The sequence below is a fragment of the Mesorhizobium sp. A623 genome (assembly GCF_054489405.1).
The window spans coordinates 210,482-236,132 of record NZ_JBTMXB010000001.1 but is presented as its reverse complement, the minus strand read 5'-3'; the positions used below and the strand labels follow the sequence as shown (position 1 = coordinate 236,132).

Sequence of the window (25,651 nt, the reverse complement as noted above, 5' to 3'; positions counted from 1 at the left end):
GGGATCAGACCTCTTCGCCGAAGCGGGCCGCGATCAGTTCGCCCAAGGCATCGATCGCCTCGGCGGCTTGCGGCCCGCTGGCGATGACGCGAATGGCGCATCCGGGGCTTGCCGCCAGCATCATCAGGCCCATGATCGAGGTGCCGCCGACCTTGACGCCATCCTTTTCCACATCGACCGTCGCCTGGTAGCTGCTCGCCACCTGGACGAACTTGGCCGAGGCACGCGCGTGCAGACCGCGCTGGTTGACGATCTGGAAATCACGGACGATCTGATCTGCTTGCGATCCAGCGCTCATTTGCCGACAAGCAACTGACTGGCAACGTTGATATATTTGCGCCCGGCCGCCTGCGCTTCCTCGAGCGAGGCCTGCATGTCGTCGCCCTTGCGAATGCTCGACAGCTTGATCAGCATCGGCAGGTTCATGCCGGCAATGATTTCGGTGCGGCCGGATTGCATGACCGAGATGGCGAGGTTCGACGGCGTGCCGCCGAACATATCGGTCAGCACGATGACGCCGGTGCCGGTATCGACCTTCGCCACCGCATCGACGATGTCGCGCCGGCGCTGCTCCATGTCGTCGTCGGCACCTATCGCCACGGTCTCGAAATTTTCCTGCGGCCCGACAACGTGCTCCACCGCATGGCGGAACTCGGTAGCCAACTGACCGTGCGTCACAAGCACGAGGCCGATCATTCTTTGGAGGCTCCCGTCATCAACCCTTCACCGACACGCTTTACACTCACCGGTCGATCCCGGCGGCGGGAGCGCTATCTTGTCGAGGCGAGGCGCGTTTACAAGCCCCAAATTGAGCTTAGGCCGGCCATTTTGACGCAAGGCGACGGCAATTCGGCCGGGATCAGGCCTGAAACGCCGTCAATCCGGTCGAAATGAAGCGTGTTCCAGGCGGGCCACAATCGCCGGCAAGGCGGCAGCGACGTTGCGTTGGGCAAGAGACAGCGCCGGCAGGCTGCATCCTTCGATCGCCAGGCTGGCTTCGTCCGGCATGCGCGGCATCTCGCCGGCGGGAACCAGGCGAATGACGAGATCGACGGCTGCGGCGGCCTCGTAAAGAACCGGCTTCGGACCAAGGCCCGGTACCTCGACAAGGCCGGCGATGGCGGGTGGCACCCGGCAGACCAGCCGCCCCGCGTGGCCGGCAACGAAAAGCTGGTCGTCGCCGACCAGGACGGCAAATTGGCCGCGAAGTGAGAAATGGTCGATCAGCGCCAGCGCCAATGACGATTTGCCGGAGCCGGACGGGCCTGTGATCAAAACACCCCGGTCGCCTATCAGGATGGCGGTGCCGTGGATGTTCATTGGAGCGCGAGGCTGTACGGGGCAATTTCGAGCGCAGGCATTAAAGTCGCACCCCTACCCCTCGGCCGGCAGGGCGACGACGAAGCGCGCGCCTCGGATATCGCCGGGCTTGGTGCCTGGGATGTTTTCGGCGGTCAGCGTGCCGCCATGCGCCTCGACAATCTGCCGGCTGATCGACAGACCGAGGCCTGAATTCTGGCCGAAGGCTTCGCTGGACGGGCGGTCGGTGTAGAACCGCTCGAAAATGCGGTCGATCGCGTCCGGCCTTATGCCGGGGCCGTTGTCGTCGATGGTGACGATGTTGAATTTGCCGGTCCGTGCAAGCGAGATGTCGATGCGGCCGTGCTCTTCCGGAACGAAGGAGCGCGCATTCTCGATCAGATTGGTAATGACCTGGCCGATGCGCAAATCGTGACCGGAGACCTCGTAGTTTTTCGCGCCTTGCGGCAGCTTGGCGGCGTGAAACTCGATCTCCACCACCTTCTTGTTGCGCGTCGCTTCGCGCGAAACCGCGACGAGTTCGGTGATGAATTTCTTCAGGTCGACCTTCCCGGCATCTTCGCGCGCCAGTTCGGCATCGAGCCGCGAGGCGTCCGATATGTCGGTGATGAGCCGGTCGAGCCGGCGCACGTCGTGCTGGATGACTTCCATCAGCCGGTCGCGGGAACTGTCGTTCCTGGCCAGCGGCAGGGTTTCGACCGCGCTGCGCAGCGAGGTCAGCGGGTTCTTCAGTTCATGCGAAACATCCGCGGCAAAGCTCTCGATGGCGTCGATGCGGGCATAAAGCGCATTGGTCATGTCGCGCACGGCCACCGACAGATTGCCGATCTCGTCCTGCCGGTCGGAGAAATCGGGGATTTCCTCGCGATTCTTGACGCCGCGCCGCACGCGAACGGCGGCAGCGGAAAGCCGGCGCAGCGGATTGGCGATGGTCGAGGCGAGCAGCAGCGACAGGATGGCGGTGACGAAAGCGGCGATGCCGAACACGCGCAGGATCGCCTTGCGCTCCGCCGTGACGATCTTGTCGATGTCGCCGCCTTCCGTCGACAGCATCAGGACGCCAAGCACCGCACGAAAGCGCTGGATCGGCACCGCGACGGAGACGATCTGCTCGCCCTGCTCGGAAATGCGCACGATGGTCGACGGGCTGCCGGTCAGCGCCCGCATGACTTCCGGGAAGGCCGCACCGTTGCCACCCGGCTGCTCATGGTAGATCGGCAGGTTGGCGTTGCGCAAAAAGCCGAAGATGAACCTCTCCACCCGTTCCAGCAGGCTGGGCTTTTCCTCGTCGACCGACGGCAGGTCGTAGCGCAGGATTTGCCCGCGCGAATAGAGATGGCGCGAGTCGAGCAGCAGATTGGCGTCGCGGTCGTAGATGCGGGCGCGGGTGCGGGTCGGCGAGATCAGCCTTCGCAACACCGGCGCCACGCGCTCCGGGTTGATGGGGAAATCGAGATTGTCCAGTTGGTCGGAACCGGGTCCGGCGCTTTCGCCGGCCTGCAGTTCCAGCAGTTTCTCCGGATCGATGCTGATCGAATCCGTCTCGACCGTGGCGGAAGCGGCGATGGCGCCGGCGATGATTTCACCCTGCGTCATCAGGCTTTCGACCCGCGCGTCGATCAGCCCGTCGCGGAACGTGTTGAGGTAGAGAATACCGGTGACGAGGACCGCCAGCCCGGCCAGGTTGAGGAACAGGATGCGGCGCGTCAGGCTGGAAAAGATGTGATGGCCAAGGAAGCGGCGGGCCGGCACCGTCAGCCGCGTCAGGAATTTAGGCAAGGGCCAACGCCTCCGCCTGACGGCGGCCCCCGACTGTCCTGTCTGTGGTTTCGACGCCATCCCGTCGCTATTCCCGGCGTAGTCAGGCTTCGCGGAACCGGTAGCCGACCCCGTAAAGCGTCTCGATCATTTCGAAGTCGTCGTCGACCTGCTTGAACTTCTTGCGAAGCCGCTTGATGTGGCTGTCGATGGTGCGGTCGTCGACATAGACCTGTTCGTCATAGGCCGAATCCATCAGCGCATCGCGGCTTTTCACCACGCCGGGCCGCTGCGCCAGCGAATGCAGGATCAGGAACTCGGTGACGGTAAGGATAACCGGTTCGCCCTTCCAGGTGCAGGTGTGGCGTTCCTGATCCATGACGAGCTGGCCGCGCTCCAGCGAGCGCGCCTGCTGGTTCGGGGTCTTGGTGGCGGCGTCGCGCGCGCTTGCCCGGCGCAGCACCGCCTTGACGCGCTCGACCAGGAGCCGCTGCGAGAACGGCTTGCGGATAAAATCGTCGGCGCCCATCTTCAGGCCGAACAATTCGTCGATCTCGTCGTCCTTCGAGGTCAGGAAGATGACCGGCAGATCGGTCTTCTGACGCAGGCGGCGAAGCAGTTCCATGCCGTCCATGCGCGGCATCTTGATGTCGAGTATGGCGAGATTCGGCGGGCGTGCCGCCAGCCCTTCCAGGGCCGAGGCGCCGTCCGTGTAGGTCTCGACACGGTATCCTTCCGATTCAAGCGCAATCGAAACCGAAGTCAGAATGTTGCGGTCATCGTCTACGAGCGCGATCGTGGCCATATCAAGAGGCTCCCTCATGAGCAGATCCCTTCCTTTAGCAGAAAGGGCTTGTGCAGGACAAACTTGGTACAAAATGTGGCACGCGGTCCATTCGCCGTCACGAAAGCCTGCCCGGAGCCCACAACCACGTTTTTTGACGATTGGCACATTTCTTGACGATTGGACGAAGCGCGCCCGCCAATCCTTTGGGACCCTCGGAACTTTTTTACACCTTTAAACGATTTAAACAACTTTCAAAATCTTTAAATCGATTAATGATTTGATATTGTTCGGCTTTTCTGTTTCTGACCACCCAGCCTTCCGAAAAATTTCTCCCGCGCAGGCGGGGTAAATGCGTATAATCGAACAAAGGGTACACCATGTCTGAACAGGGCACACGCAATCCCGCTTGCGGGATCGAGGCGATCGGTCTCACCACGACGGGCACGGTCCGCTATAATTTTGGCGCCGCCGCCCTTTGCGAAGATGCGATCCGGCGTGGCGAAGCACAGCTTACCGCCCATGGCGCGCTGGTCGCCCTGACCGGGCAGCACACCGGCCGTTCGGCCAAGGACAAGTTTGTCGTTCGCGACGCCGCCACCGAAAACCATGTCTGGTGGGACAACAACAAGGCGATCTCGCCTGCCCAGTTCGAGACGCTGCTTGCAGACTTTCTGGCCCATGCGGCCGACAAGGACCTTTATGTGCAGGACCTGGTCGGCGGCGCGGATGCCGACCTCAAGCTGCCGGCACGCGTCGTCACCGAACTGGCCTGGCATTCCCTGTTCATCCGCAATCTGCTGATCCGGCCGGAAGTGGCCGAGCTTGCCAGCTTCGTGCCGCAGATGACGATCATCGACCTGCCGTCGTTCCGCGCCGATGCCGCCCGTCACGGCGCGCGTACCGAAACCATCATCGCCGTCGACCTGACGCGCATGATCGTGCTGATCGGTGGCACTTCCTATGCCGGCGAAATGAAGAAGTCGGTATTTACCGCACTCAATTATCTGTTGCCCGCAAAGGGCGTGATGGCCATGCACTGCTCGGCCAATGAAGGGTCGGGCGGCGACGCCGCAGTGTTCTTCGGCCTGTCCGGCACCGGCAAGACGACGCTGTCGGCCGATCCGTCGCGCACGCTGATCGGCGACGACGAGCATGGCTGGGGCCCGCATGGCATCTTCAACTTCGAAGGCGGCTGCTACGCCAAGACGATCCGGCTTTCGGCGGAAGCCGAGCCGGAAATCTTTGCCACGACGCAGCGCTTCGGCACTGTGCTGGAAAACGTCATTCTCGACGAAAACCGCGTGCCGGACTTCAACGACGGCTCGCTGACGGAAAACACGCGCTGCGCCTATCCGCTGGATTTCATCCCCAACGCCAGCGTCACCGGCCGCGCCGGGCACCCGAAAACCATCATCCTTTTGACCGCCGATGCCTTCGGCGTGATGCCGCCGGTGGCGAAACTGACCCCGGCGCAGGCGATGTATCACTTCCTTTCCGGCTACACCGCGAAAGTCGCCGGCACCGAAAAAGGCGTGACCGAGCCGGAAGCGACGTTCTCGACCTGCTTCGGTGCACCGTTCATGCCGCGCCATCCGTCCGAATACGGCAATCTGCTGCGCGACCTCATCGCGGAGCACAAGGTCGATTGCTGGCTGGTCAATACCGGCTGGACCGGCGGCGCTTACGGCACCGGCAAGCGCATGCCGATCAAGGCGACGCGCGCGCTGCTGGCCGCAGCGCTGGACGGTTCGTTGAACGAGGTGGAATTCCGCACCGACGCCAATTTCGGCTTCGAGGTGCCGGTGGCGGTCGAAGGCGTCGACGGCGCGATCCTCGATCCGCGTTCCACATGGACCGACAAGGCCGCCTATGACCGGCAGGCCGGCAAACTGGTCGGCATGTTCATCGCCAATTTCGAGAAGTTCGAGAGCCACGTCGATGCCACGGTTCGCGCCGCCGCACCGGCCATGCAGCAGGCTGCGGAATAGGCTCACGCCCCTGATCCGGTGACGGCGAACCGCCGCGACCGGGTCGCCCGATACCGGCCTTTTTCGCTTGCCGCGCGAGCGTGCAACCTTGCACCCGACACGCCCAGAGGCTAGGTCGGGGACAACGAGCACGCGTTCAATACGACGCGATGCGCTTGAGCACCTTCCCCATCAAAGACTGGATATCGACATGAGCGAATTGCACCGGAACCTGATCGACGGCGAATGGGTCGGCGGCGAGGCCATCGCCAACATCAATCCTTCCGACACCAACGATACGGTCGGTGAATACGCTCGGGCGAGCACGGCGGATGCGCAGGCCGCGATCGCAGCCGCCAAGGCGGCATTCCCGAAATGGTCGCGATCGGGCCTGCTGGAACGCCAGGCCATCCTGCGCAAGACGGCCGACGAGATTTTGGCACGCAAGGACGAACTGGGACGGCTGCTTGCGCGCGAAGAGGGCAAGACGCTTGCCGAGGGCATCGGCGAGACCGTGCGCGCCGCGCAGGTTTTCGACTTTTTCGCAGGCGAAGCGTTGCGGCTGGTCGGTGAAACAGTGCCCAGCGTCCGCCCCGGCGTCGGCGTCGAGATCACCCGCGACCCGGTCGGCGTCGTCGGCATCATCACGCCGTGGAATTTCCCCATCGCCATCCCGGCCTGGAAGATCGCGCCGGCGCTCTGCTACGGCAATACGGTGGTGTTCAAGCCGGCCGAACTGGTGCCCGGCTGCGCCTGGGCGATTGTCGACATATTGCATCGCGCCGGGCTGCCGAAAGGCGTCCTGAACCTCGTCATGGGCAAGGGATCGGTGGTCGGGCAAGTCATGCTGGACAGCCCGGACATCGCCGCTATTACCTTCACCGGCTCGACCGCGACCGGCAAGCGCGTCGCGCTGGCGTCCGTCGAGCACAACCGGAAATTCCAGCTCGAAATGGGCGGCAAGAACCCGCTTGTCGTGCTGGACGATGCCGATCTCGGCAGGGCGGTCGAATGCGCCGTCAATGGAGCCTTTTTCTCGACTGGCCAGCGCTGCACCGCCTCTTCGCGGCTGATCGTCACCGAGGGCATCCATGACAAATTCGTCTCCGCCGTCACCGAAAGGCTGAAGAGCCTGGTGATCGACAACGCGCTGAAAGCCGGCACGCAGATCGGCCCCGTGGTCGACCAGAGCCAGTTCGACCAGGACGAAAAATACATCGCCATAGGCCGCGATGAAGGCGCGAAACTTGCCTTCGGCGGCGAAAGGCTGAACCGCGAAACGCCGGGCTTTTATCTGCAGCCGGCGCTGTTCACCGAGGCGACCAACCAGATGCGCATCGGCCGCGAGGAAATCTTTGGGCCGGTGGCCTCGGTCATCCGCGCTCGCGACTATGACGACGCACTCGCGCTCGCCAACGACACGCCGTTCGGTCTTTCGTCCGGCATCTGCACCACCAGCTTGAAATACGCCACCCATTTCAAGCGCAATTCGGAGGCCGGCATGGTGATGGTCAACGTGCCGACCGCCGGCGTCGATTTCCACGTTCCGTTCGGCGGCCGCAAGGGTTCCAGCCACGGTTCGCGCGAACAGGGGCGCTACGCGGCCGAGTTCTACACCACGGTCAAGACCGCCTACACGCTGGCGTAATCCAGCCTTTCCGGAAGCCTGTCAGGCGCGCTTGGCGCGCCTGACACTGCGGCCAGCGGCCGGCGCAGCAGTTCGGCTGTCGGCCTGTTCCTTTTCCGAATACAGCCAGTCGATGAAGACCTGCACGATGGGAGCCGCCTTCATCTCGTTGCGGCAGACGACGTAGAAGTCATCGGTCGCCGGCACCGACAGGCCGAAGGGCGCAACGAGTTGCCCCTTGGCCAGCAATTCGCTGGCGGTGACGGTGTCGCCCAGCGCCACGCCATGGCCGTGGGTCGCGGCTTCGATCGACAGGCGCGCATCGACCATATAGTGGCGCCTGCCCCGCTCCAGATCGACCGCATCGGCGGCCACCAGCCAGGTGCGCCATTCACGCCCGTCGTCGCCATGCAGCAGCGTGTGGTCGGCAAGGTCGCGCACGCTGCGGATTGGCCGGTTGTTGATCAGGGTCGGGCTGACCACGGGAAACAGTTCGAGGCTCGACCATTTGCGCACGAAGCAGTCGGCCCAATTGCCGTCGCCATAATGTAGGCACAGGTCAATATCCGGCGAGCGGATGTCCTGTGCATCGTTGGAGCCGATCAGCGTCAGGCGGATGTCGGGATATTGCGCGGTAAAACTGCCGAGCCTCGGGATCATCCATAGCGACAGCAGCGCCGGCACGCAGGACACCGAAAGCGCGCCGGTGCTGGCGGGGCGCGTCAGGCGCTGGGTGGCGGCGGCGATACCGTCGAAGGCGTCCGATACCGCCGGCAGCAATTCGGCCCCGTGCGGCGTGAGCTTCAGCCGCTGGCCCGCGCGCTCGAACAGTTTTATGCCAAGCGCACCCTCCAGCGCCTTGACCTGATGGCTGATCGCGCCATGGGTGACGTTCAGTTCGGCTGCCGCCTTGGTCAGCGAGGCATGGCGCGCCGTCGCCTCGAAGGCGCGCAGCGGATTCAACGGCGGCAATCGCTTGGACATGGCTTCGGCCAATTGTGAGTTTTTCTCACACAATCGCCTATAACAATATCAATTGATTTTCTACTCCGCGTCTCCGACAATCCGTCGAGGCATTCACGACAGGACAGGTATTGAGGCGGGAGGAGCCTTTTGCGCACCGGCATTCCGGCGACGCAGGGTGCCCGCAAAGTGGAGGAATAAATGAGTTTCGATCGCAACCGACTCGACGCCTTGCGCAGCAAATATGGCGAGAGCCATGGCGGCGAAATGTTCGACCCGAAATTCGCGCGCGTCGCCGACAAGATTTTCTCCAAGAGCGGCACGCGGGTCGCGCCCTATGCCGGCATGCCGACCCTGCTCGACGCTCCGCACCGGGAAATCTCGGTAGAAAACCCGGATTTCGGTGACCTGCAAGTGGCGCTGATCGGCATCCCGATGGATCTCGGCGTCACCAACCGCAACGGCTCGCGCTTCGGCCCGAGGGCCCTGCGCACCATCGAGCGCATCGGCCCGTATAACCATGTGCTCGATTGCGCGCCAACGCATGAACTTCGCGTGGCCGACATCGGCGACGTTCCGTTCCAGAGCCGTTACCGGCTCGAACTCTGCCATGACGACATCGAAAAGCGCATCAACCAGATCGTCGACGCCGGCGTCATTCCGCTGTCGGTCGGCGGCGATCACTCGATCACCCACCCGATCATGAAGGCGGTCGGCAAGAAACAACCGGTCGGCATGATCCATATCGACGCCCATTGCGACACCGGCGGCGCTTACGACCTGACCAAGTTCCACCATGGCGGCCCGTTCCGCAACGCGGTGCTGGACGGCGTGCTCGACCCGACCCGTACCATCCAGATCGGCATTCGCGGCTCGTCGGAATATCTGTGGGAGTTCAGCTTCGAATCCGGCATGACCGTCATCCATGCCGAGGAAGTCACCGGGCTTGGCATTCCGGCCATCATTGAGCGGGCGAGGAAGATCGTCGGCGACGGCCCGACCTATGTGTCCTTCGACGTGGACAGCCTCGATCCGTCCTTCGCGCCCGGCACCGGCACGCCTGAAATCGGCGGCCTGACGACGCGCGAAGTGCTGGACCTGCTGCGCGGGCTGAAAGGCCTCAACATCGTCGGCGGCGACGTGGTCGAAGTCGCGCCGCAATATGACAGCACAACCAATACCGCGCATGCCGCCGCGCAGATGCTGTTCGAAATCCTCAGCCTGATGGTGTTCAGCCCGGCGCTGGCCAAGAAGTGAGAAGAAGGCAGGCGATGGGCATCCATTGATGCCCGCCATTGATGCCCGGATGTCTCGGTGCTCTAATGAACAGGAACGTGGCGCATTGCCGCAAAATTGGGAGGAACAGGTCATGAAACGCATTTTGGATTCAACCATCAGCCGGCGCGGCGTGCTCGGCGCCGGCATCGCGGCCGCGGGCGTGCTCGCCATGCCATCGATCCTGCGCGCGCAAGACAAGTCGCTGAAAGTCGGCGTCTATGGCGGCTACTTCAAGAAATCCTTCGACGAGCATATTTTCCCGGCCTTCACCAAGGAGACCGGCATCGCGGTGGAATCGGTCGCGGAACCGACAGGCGAAGCCTGGCTGGTGCAGCTTGAGCAGGCCGCCAAGGCCAAACAGGCCCCGGCCGACATCTCGATGATGTCGCAGGTGGCGACGCTGAAGGGCCAGTCGACCGAACTGTGGCAGCCGATCGACATGACAAAGATCAAGCATGGCGGCGACATTCTCGAGCGCTTCGTCAACAAATATCCGGACGGGCGCGTCTGCGGCGTCGGCGCGGTGGCGTGGTACATTACGCTGGTCACCAACACCGACGTCTACAAGGAAGCGCCGGACTCCTGGGCGGCGTTCTGGGACAAGGCCAATGCCGACAAGCTCGGCCTTTTGGCGTTGGTTTCCAACTCGTTCCTGCTCGAAGTCACGGCCAAGACTTTTATGGGCGGTACCAACGCGCTCGACACGGAAGAAGGCCTGAACAAGGCGTTCGAAAAGCTCGCCGAAGTGAAGCCGAACGTGCGCCTGTGGTATCGCGACGAGGCGCAGTTCGAACAGGCGCTGAAGTCGGGCGAAATCCCGATGGGCCAGTATTACCATGACGTCACCGGCCTTGCGGCGGCCGACGGCAACCCGGTCCGCTCGACCTTCCCGAAGGAAGGCGGCATTCAGGATTCGGGCAGTTGGGTCATTTCGCGCGCCTCGACCAAGGGCGAAGAAGCGCATGTCTTCATCGACTATATGAGCCAGCCTGCCCAGCAGGGGCTGATGTCGCGCAAGGTCGGCACCGCGCCTACCCTGAAAAAGGAAGTGCTCGACCTGACGCCGGAGGAATTCGCGGCGGTGTCGTCGGAGATCGAGCCGATCATCCCGCGCTACGACCTCTATACGTCGAAGTCCGACTGGCTGAACCAGAAATGGACGGAGCTGATCGTCGGCTGAAGGTGCATTTACCCTCCCCCTCGCGGGGAGGGTGCCCATGACGGCAAGCCGTCTTGCAGGAGAACCCATGTCCGGCCTGGCCCTCAATGCGATCACCAAGACCTTCGGCAATTTCACCGCCGTCGACAATGTCGCGCTGAACGTGCCGAACGGCAGCTTCGTGTGCCTGCTCGGGCCATCCGGTTGCGGCAAGACCACTTTGTTGCGGATGATCGCCGGGCTGGAGGAGCCGACCAGCGGCGCCATCGTTCTGGACGGCGACGACATCACGCAGGTGCCGACGCACAAGCGCAATCTCGGCATGGTGTTCCAGTCGCTGGCGCTGTTTCCGCATCTGTCGGTGGGCGACAACATCGCCTATGCGCTGCGCATCCGCGGCGCGACCAAGGAGGCGCAGAAAAAGCGCGTCGAGGAACTCCTCACATTGATCGCCCTGCCCGGCTTCGCAGACCGGCCGGTGGCAAAACTTTCCGGCGGCCAGCGCCAGCGCGTGGCCATTGCCCGAGCGCTCGCGCTGTCGCCGAAGCTGTTCCTGCTGGACGAACCGCTGTCGGCGCTGGACGCCAAGCTGCGCGAGGCGATGCAGGTCGAACTGCGGCAGTTGCAGCAGCGTCTCGGCATCACCACCATCGTCGTCACCCATGATCAGCGCGAGGCCATGACCATGGCCGATCTTGTCGTGGTCATGGGCAAGGGCAGGATCCTGCAGGTTGCGCCGCCCGTCGAAATCTACCGCAAGCCGGCGGACGCCTTCGTCGCCGACTTCATCGGCAGTACCAATCTTTTGCCGACGGAGACGGACAGCGCTGGCCGGATAACGGTGCTCGGCACCGCCATTGAGGGGCTCGCCATGCCGGTTGGCCAGTCGAAGGCCTCGCTTTCGGTGCGGCCGGAAGACGTCCACTTGACTGTGCCGGGCGCCGGCGCGATCTCCGGCACGGTGACCTTCGTACGCGATCTCGGCGGCACCATCGAAACCTTCGTCGAAACCGGCGGGATGACCCTTGTCGCCGTCGCCACGCCGCGCGAACGGCCGGACGTCTCGGTCGGGCAGAGCGTCGGCATCGTCCTGCCGCCGGAACGCTGCGTGATGTTGAAGCAATGAGACGCGAGCCGCCCAAAACGCTGGCCGACTACACGCCCCTGGTGTTTCCGGGGCTGATGCTGGTGGTGTTCTTCGTCGTGCCGTTCTCGACGATGATCGCGGTGAGCTTCTTCAAGCGCAATCCGGCCGGCTTCTACACGCCCGATTTCGTCTTCGACAATTACGCGCGCTTCCTGTCGGTGTTCTTCGGCGGCGTGCTTGGCTTCTCGCTGGTGCTGGCAATCCTGGTTGCGCTGTGCTGCGTCGCCATCGCGTTTCCGTTCACCTATCTGCTTACCCAGCGCTCGCGAAAGGTACAGACGCTGTGGCTGGTCGGGCTGCTTTCGGTGTTGTCGCTGTCGGAAGTCATCATCGGCTTTGCCTGGTCGACGCTGTTTTCGCGCACCGCCGGCATCACCAATTTGTTCGTCGCCATCGGGTTGATGGATCAGCCCGTCGCGCTGCTGCCAAGCTTTGGGGCTGTGCTGACCGGCATGGTCTATCAGGCCCTGCCCTATGCCGTGCTCGTACTCTATCCAGCACTGGTGCGGCTCGATCCGACGCTGCTGGAGGCGGCGCGAACCCTGGGCGCTTCTCCCGTCAGGGCGTTCTTCAACGTCGTTGCGCCGGCGCTACGCAACACCATCGTGGCGACGCTCATCATGGTGTTCGTGTTCGCGCTCGGCTCCTACCTTCTGCCGCAAATCCTCGGCCGACCGCGGCACTGGACGCTGTCGGTGCTGATTACCGATCAGGCGATCTACCAGTCCAACATGCCGTTCGCGGCGGCGATGGCGGTGTTCCTGGTGCTGATCTCGCTGGCGCTGGTCGGCATGACGCTGCTCATCGGACGGCGGGAGAACGCGCTATGATCGCAACCTTGCTTCGCCGCGTCTACTTCACCGCCGTTGCCCTTTTCCTGGCCGCACCGCTTGTCGTCGTCGCCGGCGTCTCGTTCAACGAGAAGCAGACGCTAGCCTTCCCGCCAGTCGGCTTTTCACTGGCGTGGTACGGCCAGATTTTTGCCGATCCGGAATGGCGGCTGGCGCTGATCCATTCGGTCACGCTGGCGCTGTGTTCGGCGGCGATCGCGGTGACGATTGCGCTGCCGCTCGCCTGGTTCCTGTGGCGGCGCATCGCGCCCTGGGCGAACATCTTTCAGGTGCTGGGGCTCGCGCCCTTCATCTTGCCGCCGGTGATCACCGCGCTCGGTTTCCTCACCTTCTGGGCGACGGTCGGGCTGTTCGGCCAGTTCTTCACCGCCATCATCAGCCATGCCATCTTCTTCGTGACGCTGCCGCTGGTGACGCTGTCGCTCGGCTTCGCCTCAATCGACCGCGCGCTGGTCGAGGCGGCTGCGACCATGGGGGCGGACGACCGCACCGTCATGAAGACCGTGGTGCTGCCGCTGATCCTGCCCTATCTGGTGTCCGGCTACGCCTTTGCCTTCGTGCTGTCGCTCAACGAATATATCGTCGCCTACATGACCATCGGCTTTACCACCGAGACGCTGCCGATAAAAATCTTCAACGCGCTGCGTTACGGCTACACGCCGACCATGGCCTCCGTGTCGGTATTCTTCGTCGTGATCGCGGCGCTGGTGTTCGGCTCGATTGCCCGCTTCGGCGACATCCGCAAGCTGCTCGGCGCGATGGGTTCGGGAGACAAATGATGCGGATCGCGGCACTTCAAATGCAGGCCGTGGCCGGCGATGTCGAAGCCAACGTCGCCCGCATCGAGGCCGCCATACACGATGCCGCCCGGCAGGGAGCGACGCTGCTGGTCACGCCCGAACTCGCTATCCAGGGCTATGGCGCGGGCACTGCCATGACCGCACTGGCCGAGGAACCGGAAGGTGCAAGCTGGCGGCGGCTTGCTGCCGTGTCGCAGGAAACGAAAGTGGCGGTGATCGCCGGCTTTGCCGAACGCGACAGTGAGGCCGTCTACAACAGCGCCTTGTTCGTCGACGGCAACAAGCCGCCAAAGGTCTATCGCAAGTCGCATCTCTACGGGCCTTACGAACGCAGCCTGTTCAAGGCCGAAACGCCGACGTCCTGCCTCATTGACCATGGCGGCCTGAAGTTCGGCCTACTGATCTGCTACGATGTGGAATTCCCGGAAAACGTTCGGCGTCTGGCACTGGCCGGCGCGCAGGCTATCCTGGTGCCCACCGCGTTACCCGCCAGCGATCATGACGCGTTCATCGCGAAAAAGATGATCCCGGTGCGGGCGTTCGAGAACCAGGTTTTTGTCGCATACGTCAACCATTGCGGCGCGGATGCACTGGGTTCCTATGCCGGGCTTTCCGGCATCGCGGCACCGGACGGCACGCTGCTGGCGGCGGCCGATGCCACCGGCGAAGCCTTGCTGATCGCCGATCTCGATGTGGAAGCCTTCCGGAATTCCGCCGAGCAGAACCCCTATATTGCCGACCTCAAGGCGAGCCGCGCCTGAGAAATTTCACGACGCGCATCAAGCCTTTGTTGTGCTACCGCCCTGTAATGTTAAGAAATCTGGTGTGCTTCTTCAGCGTTCTCAGCGTCAGGTAAATCGCCGCGCCGGCGATGAAGAACAACAGCCACGCCGTGTCCAGTCGCGTGTTGTCCTCGAGGTAATCGCGCCCCTGGTCCATCACGAAAAATGTCACGACAATGGCAAACAGGCCCGAATATTCGCGCTTGAGTACATTGCGGAGCGAGAATGGCAAAGCGGGTTTCTGCCAGCCATGCAGGCGCGGAAAGAAGGCCGGCACGGCATTGGCCCATTGCAGGTAGGCAGCCCCGAATTTCTGCCCCAGGAACCGCTCTTCGGCGGCGATGATGCGTTCCATGTAAATGATAAGGAACAGGGCCATGGTCAGCGCGACATAGATGTCCTGGGTAAACAGCGCGACAGCGACATAGATGATCGAATTGCCGAAGTAGAGCGGATTGCGCGTCAGCGAATAGATGCCCGTGGTATTCAGCGTGTCCGCGACCTGTCCGCGCGTATTGCGGCCCGAGGTGCCGGCCGGCACGAAACCGACGGTGAGAGCGCGGACGCCAAGGCCGATGAAGGCCAGGACGAGACACGACGTCTCGTAGGCGCTGCCCCAGAAGGTGCCGAAATGCGCCTCGATGGGTTCCGGTCGCATCATCGCGAAGAGGAAGAGCGGTGCGAAGCCGAGCAGAATGTAGCTACGCCAGCGGAACAGCCAGTTTCCCTGGCGCGTCATCAAGTCGTTGATCATCAAGACCACCATGGTTTTCCGGCACTACGGATGAAAGACAATTCAGGTGGAATTGCGACATCGAATGTGCAAGCGGCAGAGTCTCGATGGCTGGCTGCACTGTCCGTTGATTTCGACCCGAGCCCGAAATCAGCCGCCCAGAAGATTGCGGGCCGTGCGCATGAATATCTTCGACCCGATCGGGATCAGATCGTCCGGAAAGTCATAATCTGGATTGTGCAAGGCGGGGTATCGCTCGCCGGCGCCGAGGAAGAACATGGCCGATGCCGCGTTGTGGCCGAATATGCCGAAATCTTCCGATGCGCGCATCGGCAGGCTTTCTTCTCCGTGGCCGACGCCCTCTTCATCCAGCGCGCGCCGCAACTGCTCGACCGCGTCGTCCGCGTTGACGCTGGCAACGAAGACTTCATGATAGTCAAAGCTGGCCGACAGGCGATGCTCTGCCGCGATCCGCGCAACCAGCGCTTCGGCTGAAGCGCACAGATCGCCCATGCGTTCGTCGCGCCGCGTACGCAGCGTCGCCCAGACCTCCGCATGACCGGGCGCGATGCCGAACACGGCTTCACCCATCGTCACATGGGTAACGGTGACCATGCCGAAATCGTCGTCGGCAAAGGTTCCTCGGCCAAGCCCGGTCAGTGCCGGCATCAACTGGCTCACCGCCAGCATTGGCGAATCGCCGGTTTCGGGCATGGACGAGTGCGCGGTCTTCCCCTCCAGCACGATGCGCATGCCGCGTGAAGCGCAGTTCACCACGCCGGGTTTGAGCCGCACTTCGCCGAACGGCACGCCCGGAAGATTATGCAGCGAGAAAGCGAAATCCGGAGCGATCTCGCTGAAGCGCGGATCGGCCACGACGCCGGCCGCACCATTGCCGGTTTCCTCAGCCGGCTGGAACATCAGGACGACGCGGCCCCGGGCTGGCCGCTGCCGGCCGAACTGGCGGCCAAGCGCGGCAAGGATGGCCGTATGTCCGTCATGGCCGCACATATGCGATTTGCCGGGTACGAGCGATGAATGGGGGACGCCCGAAAGTTCGTGGATCGGCAGCGCATCGAGTTCCGAGCGGAACAGAAGCGTCGGTCCCGGCTCAAAGCTGTCATAGACCGCTGCCACGCCGTGCCCGCCCAGTCCGGTCAGAACCTTGTCCGGCCCTGTATCGGCGAGAAAGTCCACGACCTGCCGCGCCGTCCTCTCCTCTTCGTTCGAAATTTCCGGGTGCTGGTGCAGTTTGCGCCGCCACGCCGTAAGCTCGACAAGGTCCCGATTGGTCAGTGTCACGTTTTCACCTCCGCTGGCGCACCGGACCGAAAATTGGAACCGGCTTTCGGGTTACTCCGATGCTCGATCCATACCATGCGGCGTCCTCCTGGCCATCCGGTCTGGTTGAAAAGGGCGACTAAACCGCTGGGCCAGCAGGTGAACGGGTTCTGGCAAACAAGGCTGTGTATCGACGCAGGCCACCAAGGCAGGTCAATGTGGAACGAGGATTTCCCCCTTGCCGAAGACCGCATTGTCGCCGCCATATTTGCGCGGCGTCTTGCCCAGCAGCGGTTTTCTGAAAATACCTTCGGCAATCAGGTGCCGGTCGGCGACGGCGGCGAAAACGCTGTCGGGCGCGCCGCATTCGATGAAGGTCGGCGATAGCGCGGTCGGCGCGCGATCGAGCAGGATCGAGCCGCGCCGCATCAAATAGCCCGGCATTGCGCCGGTGCCGCCGGCAATCACCAGCGTGCCGGCGATCATGCGGCTGCCGGCATGGTCGCCGGTGCCTTTGAGCACCGCGATCAGGCCGCGCCGCATGCGGTCGGCGGCATAGGCGCCCGCCTTGCCGCGCACGATCAACATACCGCCATTCATGCCCGCCAGTTCGCCGGCAAGCGGCCCACCGAGATTGTCGCCGGCATTGCCTTTGATTTCCAGCCTTCCGCCCCGCATGCCGGAGCCGGCGTGCGGGCCGGCATTGCCCTCGATGACGAGACTGCCGCCCTGCATGGCGCGTCCGGCCTGCGCGCCGGCATCTCCGACAACGCGAATTTTTCCTTCCTGCATGCCCTGGGCGATCAGGTCGAACCGGTTGCTGCCGCCTTCGAAAACGATATGCGACGCGTCACTGCCGGATACGCGAAAGATATCCCCGACCGTGGAAGCGCGGCGCGACAGACCGAGACGCAGCGCCTCGATTTCGCGCGCGCTCTTGCCGGCCAGGTTCTGCGGCGTCAGTGTCGAGAGGTCGAGGCGTTCGGACGGTTCGGCCTTGAGCGTGAAGGTGAGCGCTTTCACGGCAGCAAATCCTTCAGATGATAGTGGAATTTTCCCAGCTTGCCGCCATAATTGCCGGCGCTGATGCGCGATGCGCCCTTGTCCGGCCCGAGTTCCGTCACGGCCTTGATGCCAGCCTTCATGGCGGCAGCGACCGCGTCGCTGGTTTCGCCGTCGATGACGATTTCCAGCACGGCGTTGTGGTCGGGGCCGAGTTCGCTGTTCACCACGCCGCGCAGGGTCGGCGCAAAGGCATCGTTGGTCGAAGCCATCATGCCCTTGTACTTGCCGCCGACCTTGGAGCCGGAACGGACGATACCACCTGGAAACGGCATGATCGCGCCCGGCACTTTTTCGATTGCCGTGACCGCCGCTTCGGCTGCGGCCAGCGCCTTGGGATTGCTCTGCGCCAGCAGCAAGAGATTGCCGCCGCCGACGGCTTCCTTGGTCATGCCGGTCGTCGCCTCGCAGAAGAATTCGCCGTCCATGACCGGCACACGCCAGAAATGCCGACCGCCCAGCTTCTTGGAAATCTGCCAGCCATCGCCGAAATAGCGTAGCGCCGACCCCAGATTGAGCTGGTTCGGCCCCTCAAGCCCAGCGAAGCAGGCGCTGCCGGGGCAGGTCAGCACGCATTGGCCAAGACGGTTCTGCAACTGTTTTTGCAATTCGTCGGTGCTGACCGCAAACAGCATGACGCGGCAGCCGGACCGGCCGTCCGGCGTGGCCGAGGGCGGCAATTCGACGTCGATGGAGGCCTCGCAGCCGCAGCCGATGACCGAGGTGGCGAAGCCGGTCATGGTGATGGCCGCCTGCCGCGCCCATTTTCGGTTCGGCCCGGTGATGATGATCGCGGTGGCGCGCATGCCGAAGGCTTCGGCAAAAGTGTCGTCGATCAGGACGCCGTTGACCTCTAGCTTCGGCATGACACCTCGCCGAACGGATTTTCGCGCGCAATGGCGGAATCGGGGAAGTCGAACCAGTCCAGCGACAGGCCGTAGCGGCTTTGATGATAGGCATCGAGCCGCCGCACCATCGCCTTGTCCGGCGGCGGATTGAGCCGGAGCGCCTTGCCCCAGCGGTAATGCGTGACCTCGCCGTCCTTCACGACCAGATCGCCGTTCTTGAACACGAAAGCCGCAGCCCCCATCATTTTCGCGATGTTTTCGTCGCGGCGGTAGATGGCGACGTCGGCGATAGCGCCGGCGCCGAGATGGCCGCGATCCTTCAGCCCCAGAAGCTTGGCGGGGGCGGCGCGGGTCATGATGGCGATCTCCTCGAAGGTGTATTCGCGCTCGATGGATGCCAGCGTCGACAGTTCCATCGCGGCTGCCGGCAGGCCGGCCATCGCCTCGTTGCGGGCGTCGCGGCTCATCAGCAGTTCGAACAGCCACGGATAGGTGGTGAAGGGCGCGCCGTTGGGGTGATCGGTGGTGAAGAACACCCGCCACGGATCGTTGATCAGCAGGAACAGTTCAAGGCCGATGGCCCATTGCATCGAGCCGTAAAAGTCCTTGGCGTACCGATAGGGCACCACGCCGCCGCCATTGCCGTCGCTTTCGTGGATGACGCTTTTCCGCGGATGGGCGCTGCCGCGCGCCGAAAACTGCCGCAACACATCCGCCGAGACGGTTACCGTCTGGCCGAACATGACCTGGCCGACATCGATGGTGATTTCCGGTGTGGTGTTGACCCGTTCCGCAAGCCGTGCGGCGGCGGACGAGAATTTGCGCTTGCCCTCGGTGTCGTAGGCATAGAACTGGAGATGGGCGAGATGCAGCGGCAGGCCTTCCGCCGCCGTAATCGTCTCGGCAGCGGTATCGGCAGCCCCCGGCGAGCCGAGATTGTTGCAGTGGATATGCAGCGGATGCGGCACGCCGAGCCGATCAACCACCGCCTGCAATGTCTTGACGATTTTTCGCGAACTGACGCCGTAGGAAGGCACCACATCGTCAAAGGAAAAAGTGCGAACGTCCTCGCGAAACGCGGCGGAAGCACCGGCATTGATGACCTTGACGCCCAGCGCGCGCGTCGAGCCGACCGTCCAGGCGACGTAATCCTCGATCATCTGCGGCGAGGCGTCGTCGCGGATCATCGACAGCAAAAAGTCGTCATTGCCGAGGATGGCAAGCGTCGCCTTGTCGATGATCGGAATGTCGGCGAGTTCGAGATGCGTGTGGAGGGCGGCCCCCGGCGCCATGGCCGGCTCGACCACGGTGGTGAAGCCCATTTTGGCGTAACGGACCCCCGTCTCGAAGGTCGACCAGCCGGCGGTGGAAAGCGGCGTTGCCGCCGGGCGCGGCCGGTGCGCCGCATGCTGTTCGGGCAGCAGCAGCCGCGCCGTATTCACGTTGCCGCCGCCGATATGGGAATGGATGTCGATCGCGCCGGCCATGACCACGCAGCCGGAAGCGTCAATGGCGCGGTCGGCGACGCCACCGGCAGGCTCTGCTACGATCTCCTCGTCGCGGATCCACAGATCGCCCTTGCCGAGACGGCCATTGACGGGATCGACGATGTCGCCACCAGAAATCTTGGTCAGCATGGCAGCGCCGCCTCCGCGTCAAAATGGCCTGCGATGGTACGCAGTACGGCAGCAGTGGAGGGCAGTTGCGAGACAGCACCTGCCGAAACGGCCCTCAACGTGCCGGCGCGGGCCGAATAAACCACGCCGTCATGGTCGATGCCCGCTTCGCCGATGGCGATTGTGACGGCCGCGCTCGTCACCGGCTGCACGGTTTTCGTCAAGGCGATCAGCGAAACGCTTTTTGGGGTCTTGGGTTTCTGGCTGGCATCGGGCGCGATCCACAGATGCAGGTCGGCCTCGCCAGCCGCGATCATCCGCGCAACGTCGTAGCGCCACGGGTCGTATTCAGGAAAGCCGCGTGAAAAACCGGTGCGCGGCGCAAAGCCGGTCATCCAGGTGGAAGCCAGAATGCTGCCCCAGCCGCTTTCACTTGCCGGCAGATGCAGACCGGAGGCGCGCGATTTTTGATTCAGGTCGTCGAGCAGACCTTGCAGCATTTCCAGCCCGAGGCGGTCGACGCCATGGCCGGAGAAAACGAAGACCGGATAGCGGGCAGACTTGAGTGCGCCGGCGAAGGCGTCGAAATTCGAGACCGGCGTCGACACTTGCCGCCCGCCAAGGCTGGCGCGGATCGCAGCGAGCGTCGCATTCAAGCCGGCCTTGCCGCAGGCGAGTGGCGCGCTGTCCGCACCCAGAACCATGCCGCCGTCATTGCCGATAAAAAAAAATGAACGCGCATTGGCGGCCGACAGATCGGGCGTGGTGCCGGAAAGTTCGACCAGCAGCGGGCGATAGGTCTCGGGAATTTCGCCGACGATCACCACGACATCAGCCCGCCGGCGAACCTCGCCGAGCGCAACGGTCATCGCTCCCCTGTCGGTAAAAAGCGCCGTTTCGCGGGCAAGCGCCGCGCCGCTCACATGGTCGTAAGCCGCACCCGTACGCTCCGCCAGCGCGATGGCCGCGCGCGTTCCATGCACATCCGTGTCGAGACTGAAAACCGGGCACCGGCTCGCCTGCAAGAGGGAAGCGGCATGTTCGGCCGCGCGCTCGACAGACGTCTCCCGGCTGCCGATCCATGCAACCGCCATTCGTAACGCTACTTTCTGGTGCCGATCCGACACTAGACCAAACCGGATCGACCGTGAACCCCACAATTATCGCGGCACCGCCAAAGCGCCGAGACCACCCGACACCCAGATGTCAGTTTTCAATCATATTTGACATAGGCAAAGCGCTGGTCGGTCGCCGGCGTTCCCTCCAGGGAGCCGCCTTCCTTCGCCGGCTGCCACTGGACGACATCCTCGATCTTTTTCGCCAGTTCGAAATCCTTGTCGGTGACGCCCTTGGCCGCGTGATTCGTCAGGCGCACCTCGACCCAGGCATAGGATGCGCTGATGTCGGGATGGTGCCAGGCGGCCTCGGCGAGATGGCCGACCGTGTTGATGACCATCAACGTCCCCTTCCAGCTATGGGTTTTGTATTTTCGCCTGATCCAGCCGTTTTCGTAGCGCCATTTGGGCAGCTCCTTCTCCAGCCGAGCGACGATTTCGGCCTCAGAGTAGGTTTTTTCCTTGATCTTATCGCTCATTCCCGATCTCCACGGTTTGTCCAACTTGCCTCACCGGGGAAAATCCCTATCATGGCGGTGGGCACCTAAACTTCATGATGCGTGTATGATGCACCCGTCGGGGGGTAGATGTCGAATTCTGTCACAATCCATGTGCCTGCGCGGCTGCATCTCGGCTTTCTAGACCTGAACGGGAATGCCGGTCGTCGATTCGGCAGCGTCGGGCTTCCGCTGAGCGAACCCGAGACCGTCGTGACGCTGACCCGCGCCGGAGAGACGCTGGTCGAAGGCCGCGAAAGCACGCGCGCAAGCGAGCATCTGCTGGCGCTTTGTGCCCATCTCGGCATTCGCGGCCATCATCATCTGGCGATCGAACGCTCCATCCCGCGCCATGCCGGCCTCGGTTCCGGTACGCAGATCGCGCTTGCCGTCGCTGCCGCCCTGCGGACGCTGCACCGCCTGCCGCTCGACACCGGCGGCGATGCCACGCTGCTCGAACGCGGCGGCCGCTCCGGTATCGGGATTGCGAGTTTCGAAAGCGGCGGCGTCATCGTCGATGCAGGCAAGGGCGATGGCCCCCACCCGCCGCCGGTCGTGGCGCGGCTGCCGTTCCCGGAAGAATGGCGGGTGCTGCTGATTTTCGACCGGGCCGAACATGGCCTGCACGGCGAAGACGAGATCGCGGCGTTCCGCTCGCTGCCGCCTTTCCCCGCCACTTCTGCCGGCGAAATCTGCCGGCAGGTGCTGATGGGGGTGATGCCGGGGCTGGTGGAACGCGATTTGCCGGCGTTCGGGGCGGCCATAACCGCCATACAGACGCTTGTGGGCACTCATTTCGCACCGGCGCAAGGCGGGATATTTACCTCGAAGCGCGTGGCCGCACTGGCAAACAGCCTGACCGAAGCGGGCGCGGTCGGCATCGGCCAAAGTTCCTGGGGGCCAACGGGCTTTGCCTTCGCGCCGTCGCTGGCCAGGGCTGAAGGGATGGTCGATGCGGTCCGCCACAGGGTGCCTGACGGCATGGAGATCACAATCGTGCAAGGCAGGAACGCGGGGGCAAGAATAGTCCCGGTGGAACTGAACCTCGTCGGTAGCTGAACATCGGCGTCAAAAACGCCCAAAAAGGTTGAGAACAAAATGGCCTCCAAGAACATTCTGCACATGCTGACCCCGCTGAAGCACATGAGCCCGTTCGACGTGAACATGGCGCTTGATGCCGGCTTCGACGCGGTCGTTCCCTATGTCGACGTCAGCCTTGCCGAGGTGACCGGGCTGGTCCAGGACGCGATTTTCTCCCGCCCGCCGGATTTTGGCGTCCACACCGGCATCTTCATTGCGGGCAAGGATGCATCGCTGGCGCTCGACATGCTCGATGCCGCCAGAAAGGCGATGGTGCCTCCCTTCTCCATATCGGTATTTGCTGATCCTGCCGGATCGTTCACGACGGCCGCCGCCATGGTCGCCAAGGTCGAGAAGGCGCTGAAGAAGTCCTTCGATCGCGGCCTCGCCGGTGCGAAAATCGCCGTCTTCGGCGGCACCGGCGTCGTCGGCTTCTGCACGGCGGTGATTGCCGCCCGGGAGGGCGCGAAGGTCACCATCATCGGCCATGACGGCGTCGAGCGGGTGAAGGCAATCGCGGCCGAAATCAAAACCCGGTTCAAGGTCGAGGTGAACGCCGCCGACGGCTCGACCGAGGCCAAGAAACAAGCCGCCGTCGAAACCGGCGAAGTGATCCTGGCTTGCGCCAAGGCCGGCGTGCAGGTGATTTCCAGGGCACAGATGAAAGGCGAAAACCTGCTGATCGCCGCCGACGTCAACGCGGTTCCGCCCGCCGGCATCGAGGGACTGACCGTTCACGCCAATGGCGATCCGATCGAAGCGACAAAGATTGTCGGCATCGGCCCACTTGCTATCGGCAACGTCAAATATAAGGTCGAGTCCGGCCTCTTCAAAAAGATGATCGAGGCCGACAAGCCCGTCACCTTCGATTTCCAGGATGCATTTTCCCTTGCACGCGAGTTCGCAAAATAGCGGCCGATCCCTGCTGATCGCCGCGATCTCCGGCCGGGCGCTGGCAGCAGCGGCACGTCGCGCCGGCTATCGCCCATTGGTCGCCGATTTTTTCTGCGACGGCGATACAATGGCACTGGCCGAACGCACGATGCGGCTGCCGGGCGACCTGCACAGCGGCATCGATGGCGACCGCCTGCTCGATGCGCTGCGGGCGCTGGCCGGCGACGACCAACCGGTCGCCCTTGTGCTGGGCTCGGGTTTTGAACGCAAGGCGCAGACCGTCGACGCCATCGCGGAACAATTTCCGCTCGCGGGCAATCGCGGCGCGGCGATCCGCCGGATCAAGGACCCGTATCTGCTGGCCACCGATTGCGCGGAACTGGGCATCCCCCATCCGGCCCTTCGACGGGATACGCCGCCCGACCCGGAGAACTGGGTCGTCAAGACCGCTGGCGGCGCCGGCGGCATGCATATCGAACGCGCCAATGCGGCGGCGCCGTCAACGGACCGCTATTTCCAGCGTTTTGTTCCGGGCCGCAGCGTGTCCGCTCAGTTCGTCGGTGACGGCCGCAAGGCGCAGATCGTCGGCTTCAGCCGGCAATGGACTTCGCCGGCACCGGATGCTCCTTACCGCTATGGCGGCGCGGTGCGGCTGAAGCGCTTCGAACGCAGCCAGGCGGAAACGATCGGCGGCTGGCTATCCGGCCTCACGCAGCGCGCCGGCCTTGTCGGGTTGTGCAGCGCCGATTTCATCCGTGGCGCGGATGGCTATGTGCTGCTTGAGATCAATCCTCGACCCGGTGCTACGCTCGACATTTTCGACTGCGCCGACGCGCCGCTGATACAGGCGCATCTCGATGCGGCGGCGGGCAAGCCCTGTCGCCTGCCGCGCTATGCCGACTGCATGGCCTCGATGATAACCTACACGGAAACCCCAGTAGCCCGCTTTCCCGACATCGCCTGGCCGGACGGAACCGCCGACCATCAGCCGCCCGGAACGGAACTGGTCGCCGGCGATCCGGTCTGCACGGTCTTCGCACGCGGCCCAAACGCCGAAGCGACGCGACGGATGGTCAGGGCACAGGCCCGGCAATTGCAACATTTTTGGGAAGGAGCCCGAACATGAAAAACGGCTCGGCATTCCTCAACGATAACGCCCAGCGTGTCGCCGAGGGCATGATCCACGATGCGGAGCGCTTGCGCATCGCTGTCGCCAGAGGCCCGTCGGGCGAGTGCCTCATCGATACCGGTGCAAAGACGACCGGCAGCATCGAGGCAGGATTGCGCATGGCCGAAGCCGCCATGGGCGGGCTCGGCTCGATCACCACGAGCATGGACCCAGCGTCGAAATGGCCGCTCACGATACAGGTCCGATCCTCGCAGCCGGTGCTTGCCTGCCTCGGCAGCCAGTATGCAGGATGGAACCTTTCCGGCGACGGCTACTTCGCCATGGGGTCGGGGCCGGCACGCGCGCTTGCCCGCGTGGAGCCGCTGTTTTCAACGCTTTCCTATCGCGACAGCGCATCGAACGCGGTGCTGCTTCTGGAAACCGGGAAGCCACCGCCGCCGGCCGTCGTGGAGAAGGTCGCCAAAGCGACCGGCCTGGCACCCGAAAAGCTGACCTTCCTCTATGCGCCGACGCAAAGCCTGGCCGGGGCCGTGCAGATCGCCGCGCGCGTGCTGGAGGTTGCCCTGCACAAGGCCAACGACCTGAAGTTTCCGCTGGAAAACATCGTCGATGGCATGGGCTCCGCTCCCATTCCCGCACCCCACCCGGATTTCCTGACCGCCATGGGCCGGACCAACGACGCCATCCTCTATGGTGGTATCGTGCAGTTGTTCGTCAAAGGCACAGCCGCCGATGCAAGCGACCTGGCGCAGAAATTGCCAAGCCGCGCCTCACGCGACCATGGCCATCCTTTCGCCGAGATATTCAAGAAATTCAAAGGCGATTTTTACGCCATCGATCCGCTGCTGTTCAGTCCGGCGCAGATCATTGTCACGGCAATCGAGACCGGCGATACGTTTCGCGCGGGCGAGCCCGACCTGGCAATGCTCGAACGAAGCCTCGGCTGACAGGGATGCA

25 protein-coding genes are annotated in these 25,651 nt (G+C 63.4%); 12 read left to right on the top strand and 13 right to left on the bottom strand.

Features of this window, described 5'->3' with window-relative positions:
* Positions 1-4: 4 nt before the first annotated feature.
* From ACX3P1_RS01175 to ACX3P1_RS01155, 5 genes are all read right to left on the bottom strand, one after another.
* A complete protein-coding gene (locus tag ACX3P1_RS01175) occupies positions 5-298 on the bottom strand; it encodes an HPr family phosphocarrier protein (RefSeq protein WP_459077689.1) in 294 nt (97 codons plus the stop codon).
* On the bottom strand, positions 295-696 hold the full coding sequence (locus ACX3P1_RS01170; protein ID WP_459077688.1) for a PTS sugar transporter subunit IIA: 402 nt from the start codon (positions 694-696) through the stop codon (positions 295-297). The genes ACX3P1_RS01175 and ACX3P1_RS01170 overlap by 4 nt, the downstream gene beginning before the upstream one ends.
* A 180-nt stretch (positions 697-876) precedes the next feature.
* The gene (locus ACX3P1_RS01165) at positions 877-1,320 is read right to left on the bottom strand and encodes an HPr kinase/phosphorylase (protein ID WP_459077687.1); all 444 of its coding nucleotides are present in this window, start codon (positions 1,318-1,320) and stop codon (positions 877-879) included.
* Positions 1,321-1,374: 54 nt separating this feature from the next.
* Complete coding sequence (locus ACX3P1_RS01160) at positions 1,375-3,159, bottom strand: stimulus-sensing domain-containing protein (protein ID WP_459077686.1); 1,785 nt, start codon at positions 3,157-3,159, stop codon at positions 1,375-1,377.
* Positions 3,160-3,181: 22 nt separating this feature from the next.
* Positions 3,182-3,883 (bottom strand): response regulator transcription factor, encoded by a 702-nt coding sequence (locus tag ACX3P1_RS01155; RefSeq protein ID WP_459077915.1) that lies wholly within the window; start codon positions 3,881-3,883, stop codon positions 3,182-3,184.
* A gap of 359 nt (positions 3,884-4,242) precedes the next feature.
* On the opposite strand from ACX3P1_RS01155, the gene ACX3P1_RS01150 reads away from it, so the two are divergent.
* Positions 4,243-5,853, top strand: coding sequence for a phosphoenolpyruvate carboxykinase (locus ACX3P1_RS01150; protein ID WP_459077685.1), 1,611 nt, complete (start codon positions 4,243-4,245; stop codon positions 5,851-5,853).
* Positions 5,854-6,043: 190 nt separating this feature from the next.
* On the top strand, positions 6,044-7,480 hold the full coding sequence (locus ACX3P1_RS01145) for an aldehyde dehydrogenase family protein (protein WP_459077684.1): 1,437 nt from the start codon (positions 6,044-6,046) through the stop codon (positions 7,478-7,480).
* A gap of 21 nt (positions 7,481-7,501) precedes the next feature.
* On the opposite strand, the gene gcvA is transcribed toward ACX3P1_RS01145, so the two are convergent.
* Complete coding sequence (gcvA, locus tag ACX3P1_RS01140; RefSeq protein ID WP_459077683.1) at positions 7,502-8,443, bottom strand: transcriptional regulator GcvA; 942 nt, start codon at positions 8,441-8,443, stop codon at positions 7,502-7,504.
* 180 nt (positions 8,444-8,623) lie between these two features.
* Between gcvA and speB the strand changes: the two genes are divergently transcribed.
* From speB to ACX3P1_RS01110, 6 genes are all read left to right on the top strand, one after another.
* Positions 8,624-9,679 (top strand): agmatinase, encoded by a 1,056-nt coding sequence (gene speB, locus ACX3P1_RS01135; protein ID WP_459077682.1) that lies wholly within the window; start codon positions 8,624-8,626, stop codon positions 9,677-9,679.
* Positions 9,680-9,791: 112 nt separating this feature from the next.
* Positions 9,792-10,880 (top strand): ABC transporter substrate-binding protein, encoded by a 1,089-nt coding sequence (locus ACX3P1_RS01130; RefSeq protein ID WP_459077681.1) that lies wholly within the window; start codon positions 9,792-9,794, stop codon positions 10,878-10,880.
* Between the two features lie 67 nt (positions 10,881-10,947).
* Complete coding sequence (locus ACX3P1_RS01125; RefSeq protein WP_459077680.1) at positions 10,948-11,985, top strand: ABC transporter ATP-binding protein; 1,038 nt, start codon at positions 10,948-10,950, stop codon at positions 11,983-11,985.
* A complete protein-coding gene (locus ACX3P1_RS01120; protein WP_459077679.1) occupies positions 11,982-12,836 on the top strand; it encodes an ABC transporter permease in 855 nt (284 codons plus the stop codon). Before ACX3P1_RS01125 ends, ACX3P1_RS01120 begins: the two co-directional genes overlap by 4 nt.
* On the top strand, positions 12,833-13,636 hold the full coding sequence (locus ACX3P1_RS01115; protein ID WP_459077678.1) for an ABC transporter permease: 804 nt from the start codon (positions 12,833-12,835) through the stop codon (positions 13,634-13,636). The genes ACX3P1_RS01120 and ACX3P1_RS01115 overlap by 4 nt, the downstream gene beginning before the upstream one ends.
* Positions 13,633-14,418, top strand: a complete 786-nt coding sequence (locus tag ACX3P1_RS01110; RefSeq protein ID WP_459077677.1) for a carbon-nitrogen hydrolase family protein — start codon at positions 13,633-13,635, stop codon at positions 14,416-14,418. The genes ACX3P1_RS01115 and ACX3P1_RS01110 overlap by 4 nt, the downstream gene beginning before the upstream one ends.
* Positions 14,419-14,452: 34 nt before the next feature.
* Here ACX3P1_RS01110 and ACX3P1_RS01105 read toward each other — a convergent pair whose 3' ends face one another.
* From ACX3P1_RS01105 to ACX3P1_RS01075, 7 genes are all read right to left on the bottom strand, one after another.
* Complete coding sequence (locus tag ACX3P1_RS01105) at positions 14,453-15,205, bottom strand: methyltransferase family protein (protein WP_459077676.1); 753 nt, start codon at positions 15,203-15,205, stop codon at positions 14,453-14,455.
* A 117-nt stretch (positions 15,206-15,322) separates the two neighbouring features.
* Positions 15,323-16,474, bottom strand: coding sequence for an amidohydrolase (locus ACX3P1_RS01100; protein WP_459077675.1), 1,152 nt, complete (start codon positions 16,472-16,474; stop codon positions 15,323-15,325).
* A gap of 192 nt (positions 16,475-16,666) precedes the next feature.
* Positions 16,667-17,476, bottom strand: a complete 810-nt coding sequence (locus tag ACX3P1_RS01095) for a formylmethanofuran dehydrogenase subunit C (protein ID WP_459077674.1) — start codon at positions 17,474-17,476, stop codon at positions 16,667-16,669.
* Positions 17,473-18,381 carry a formylmethanofuran--tetrahydromethanopterin N-formyltransferase gene (gene fhcD / locus ACX3P1_RS01090; protein WP_459077673.1) on the bottom strand — a complete coding sequence of 303 codons (909 nt, stop codon included), beginning with the start codon at positions 18,379-18,381 and terminating at the stop codon, positions 17,473-17,475. Before fhcD ends, ACX3P1_RS01095 begins: the two co-directional genes overlap by 4 nt.
* Positions 18,369-20,000, bottom strand: a complete 1,632-nt coding sequence (locus ACX3P1_RS01085; RefSeq protein WP_459077672.1) for a formylmethanofuran dehydrogenase subunit A — start codon at positions 19,998-20,000, stop codon at positions 18,369-18,371. Before ACX3P1_RS01085 ends, fhcD begins: the two co-directional genes overlap by 13 nt.
* Positions 19,994-21,073 (bottom strand): tungsten formylmethanofuran dehydrogenase, encoded by a 1,080-nt coding sequence (locus tag ACX3P1_RS01080; RefSeq protein WP_459077671.1) that lies wholly within the window; start codon positions 21,071-21,073, stop codon positions 19,994-19,996. The genes ACX3P1_RS01085 and ACX3P1_RS01080 overlap by 7 nt, the downstream gene beginning before the upstream one ends.
* A 119-nt stretch (positions 21,074-21,192) precedes the next feature.
* Entirely contained in the window at positions 21,193-21,573 is a 381-nt protein-coding gene (locus tag ACX3P1_RS01075) for a 4a-hydroxytetrahydrobiopterin dehydratase (RefSeq protein ID WP_459077670.1), read from the bottom strand.
* 108 nt (positions 21,574-21,681) lie between these two features.
* Between ACX3P1_RS01075 and ACX3P1_RS01070 the strand changes: the two genes are divergently transcribed.
* From ACX3P1_RS01070 to mch, 4 genes are read left to right on the top strand one after another with little or no spacing between them, the layout of a single operon-like run.
* On the top strand, positions 21,682-22,650 hold the full coding sequence (locus tag ACX3P1_RS01070) for a beta-ribofuranosylaminobenzene 5'-phosphate synthase family protein (protein ID WP_459077669.1): 969 nt from the start codon (positions 21,682-21,684) through the stop codon (positions 22,648-22,650).
* Between the two features lie 39 nt (positions 22,651-22,689).
* Complete coding sequence (locus tag ACX3P1_RS01065) at positions 22,690-23,583, top strand: NAD(P)-dependent methylenetetrahydromethanopterin dehydrogenase (protein ID WP_459077668.1); 894 nt, start codon at positions 22,690-22,692, stop codon at positions 23,581-23,583.
* The gene (locus tag ACX3P1_RS01060) at positions 23,561-24,691 is read left to right on the top strand and encodes an ATP-grasp domain-containing protein (RefSeq protein WP_459077667.1); all 1,131 of its coding nucleotides are present in this window, start codon (positions 23,561-23,563) and stop codon (positions 24,689-24,691) included. Before ACX3P1_RS01065 ends, ACX3P1_RS01060 begins: the two co-directional genes overlap by 23 nt.
* The gene (mch, locus tag ACX3P1_RS01055; RefSeq protein ID WP_459077666.1) at positions 24,688-25,641 is read left to right on the top strand and encodes a methenyltetrahydromethanopterin cyclohydrolase; all 954 of its coding nucleotides are present in this window, start codon (positions 24,688-24,690) and stop codon (positions 25,639-25,641) included. The genes ACX3P1_RS01060 and mch overlap by 4 nt, the downstream gene beginning before the upstream one ends.
* Positions 25,642-25,651: the final 10 nt, after the last annotated feature.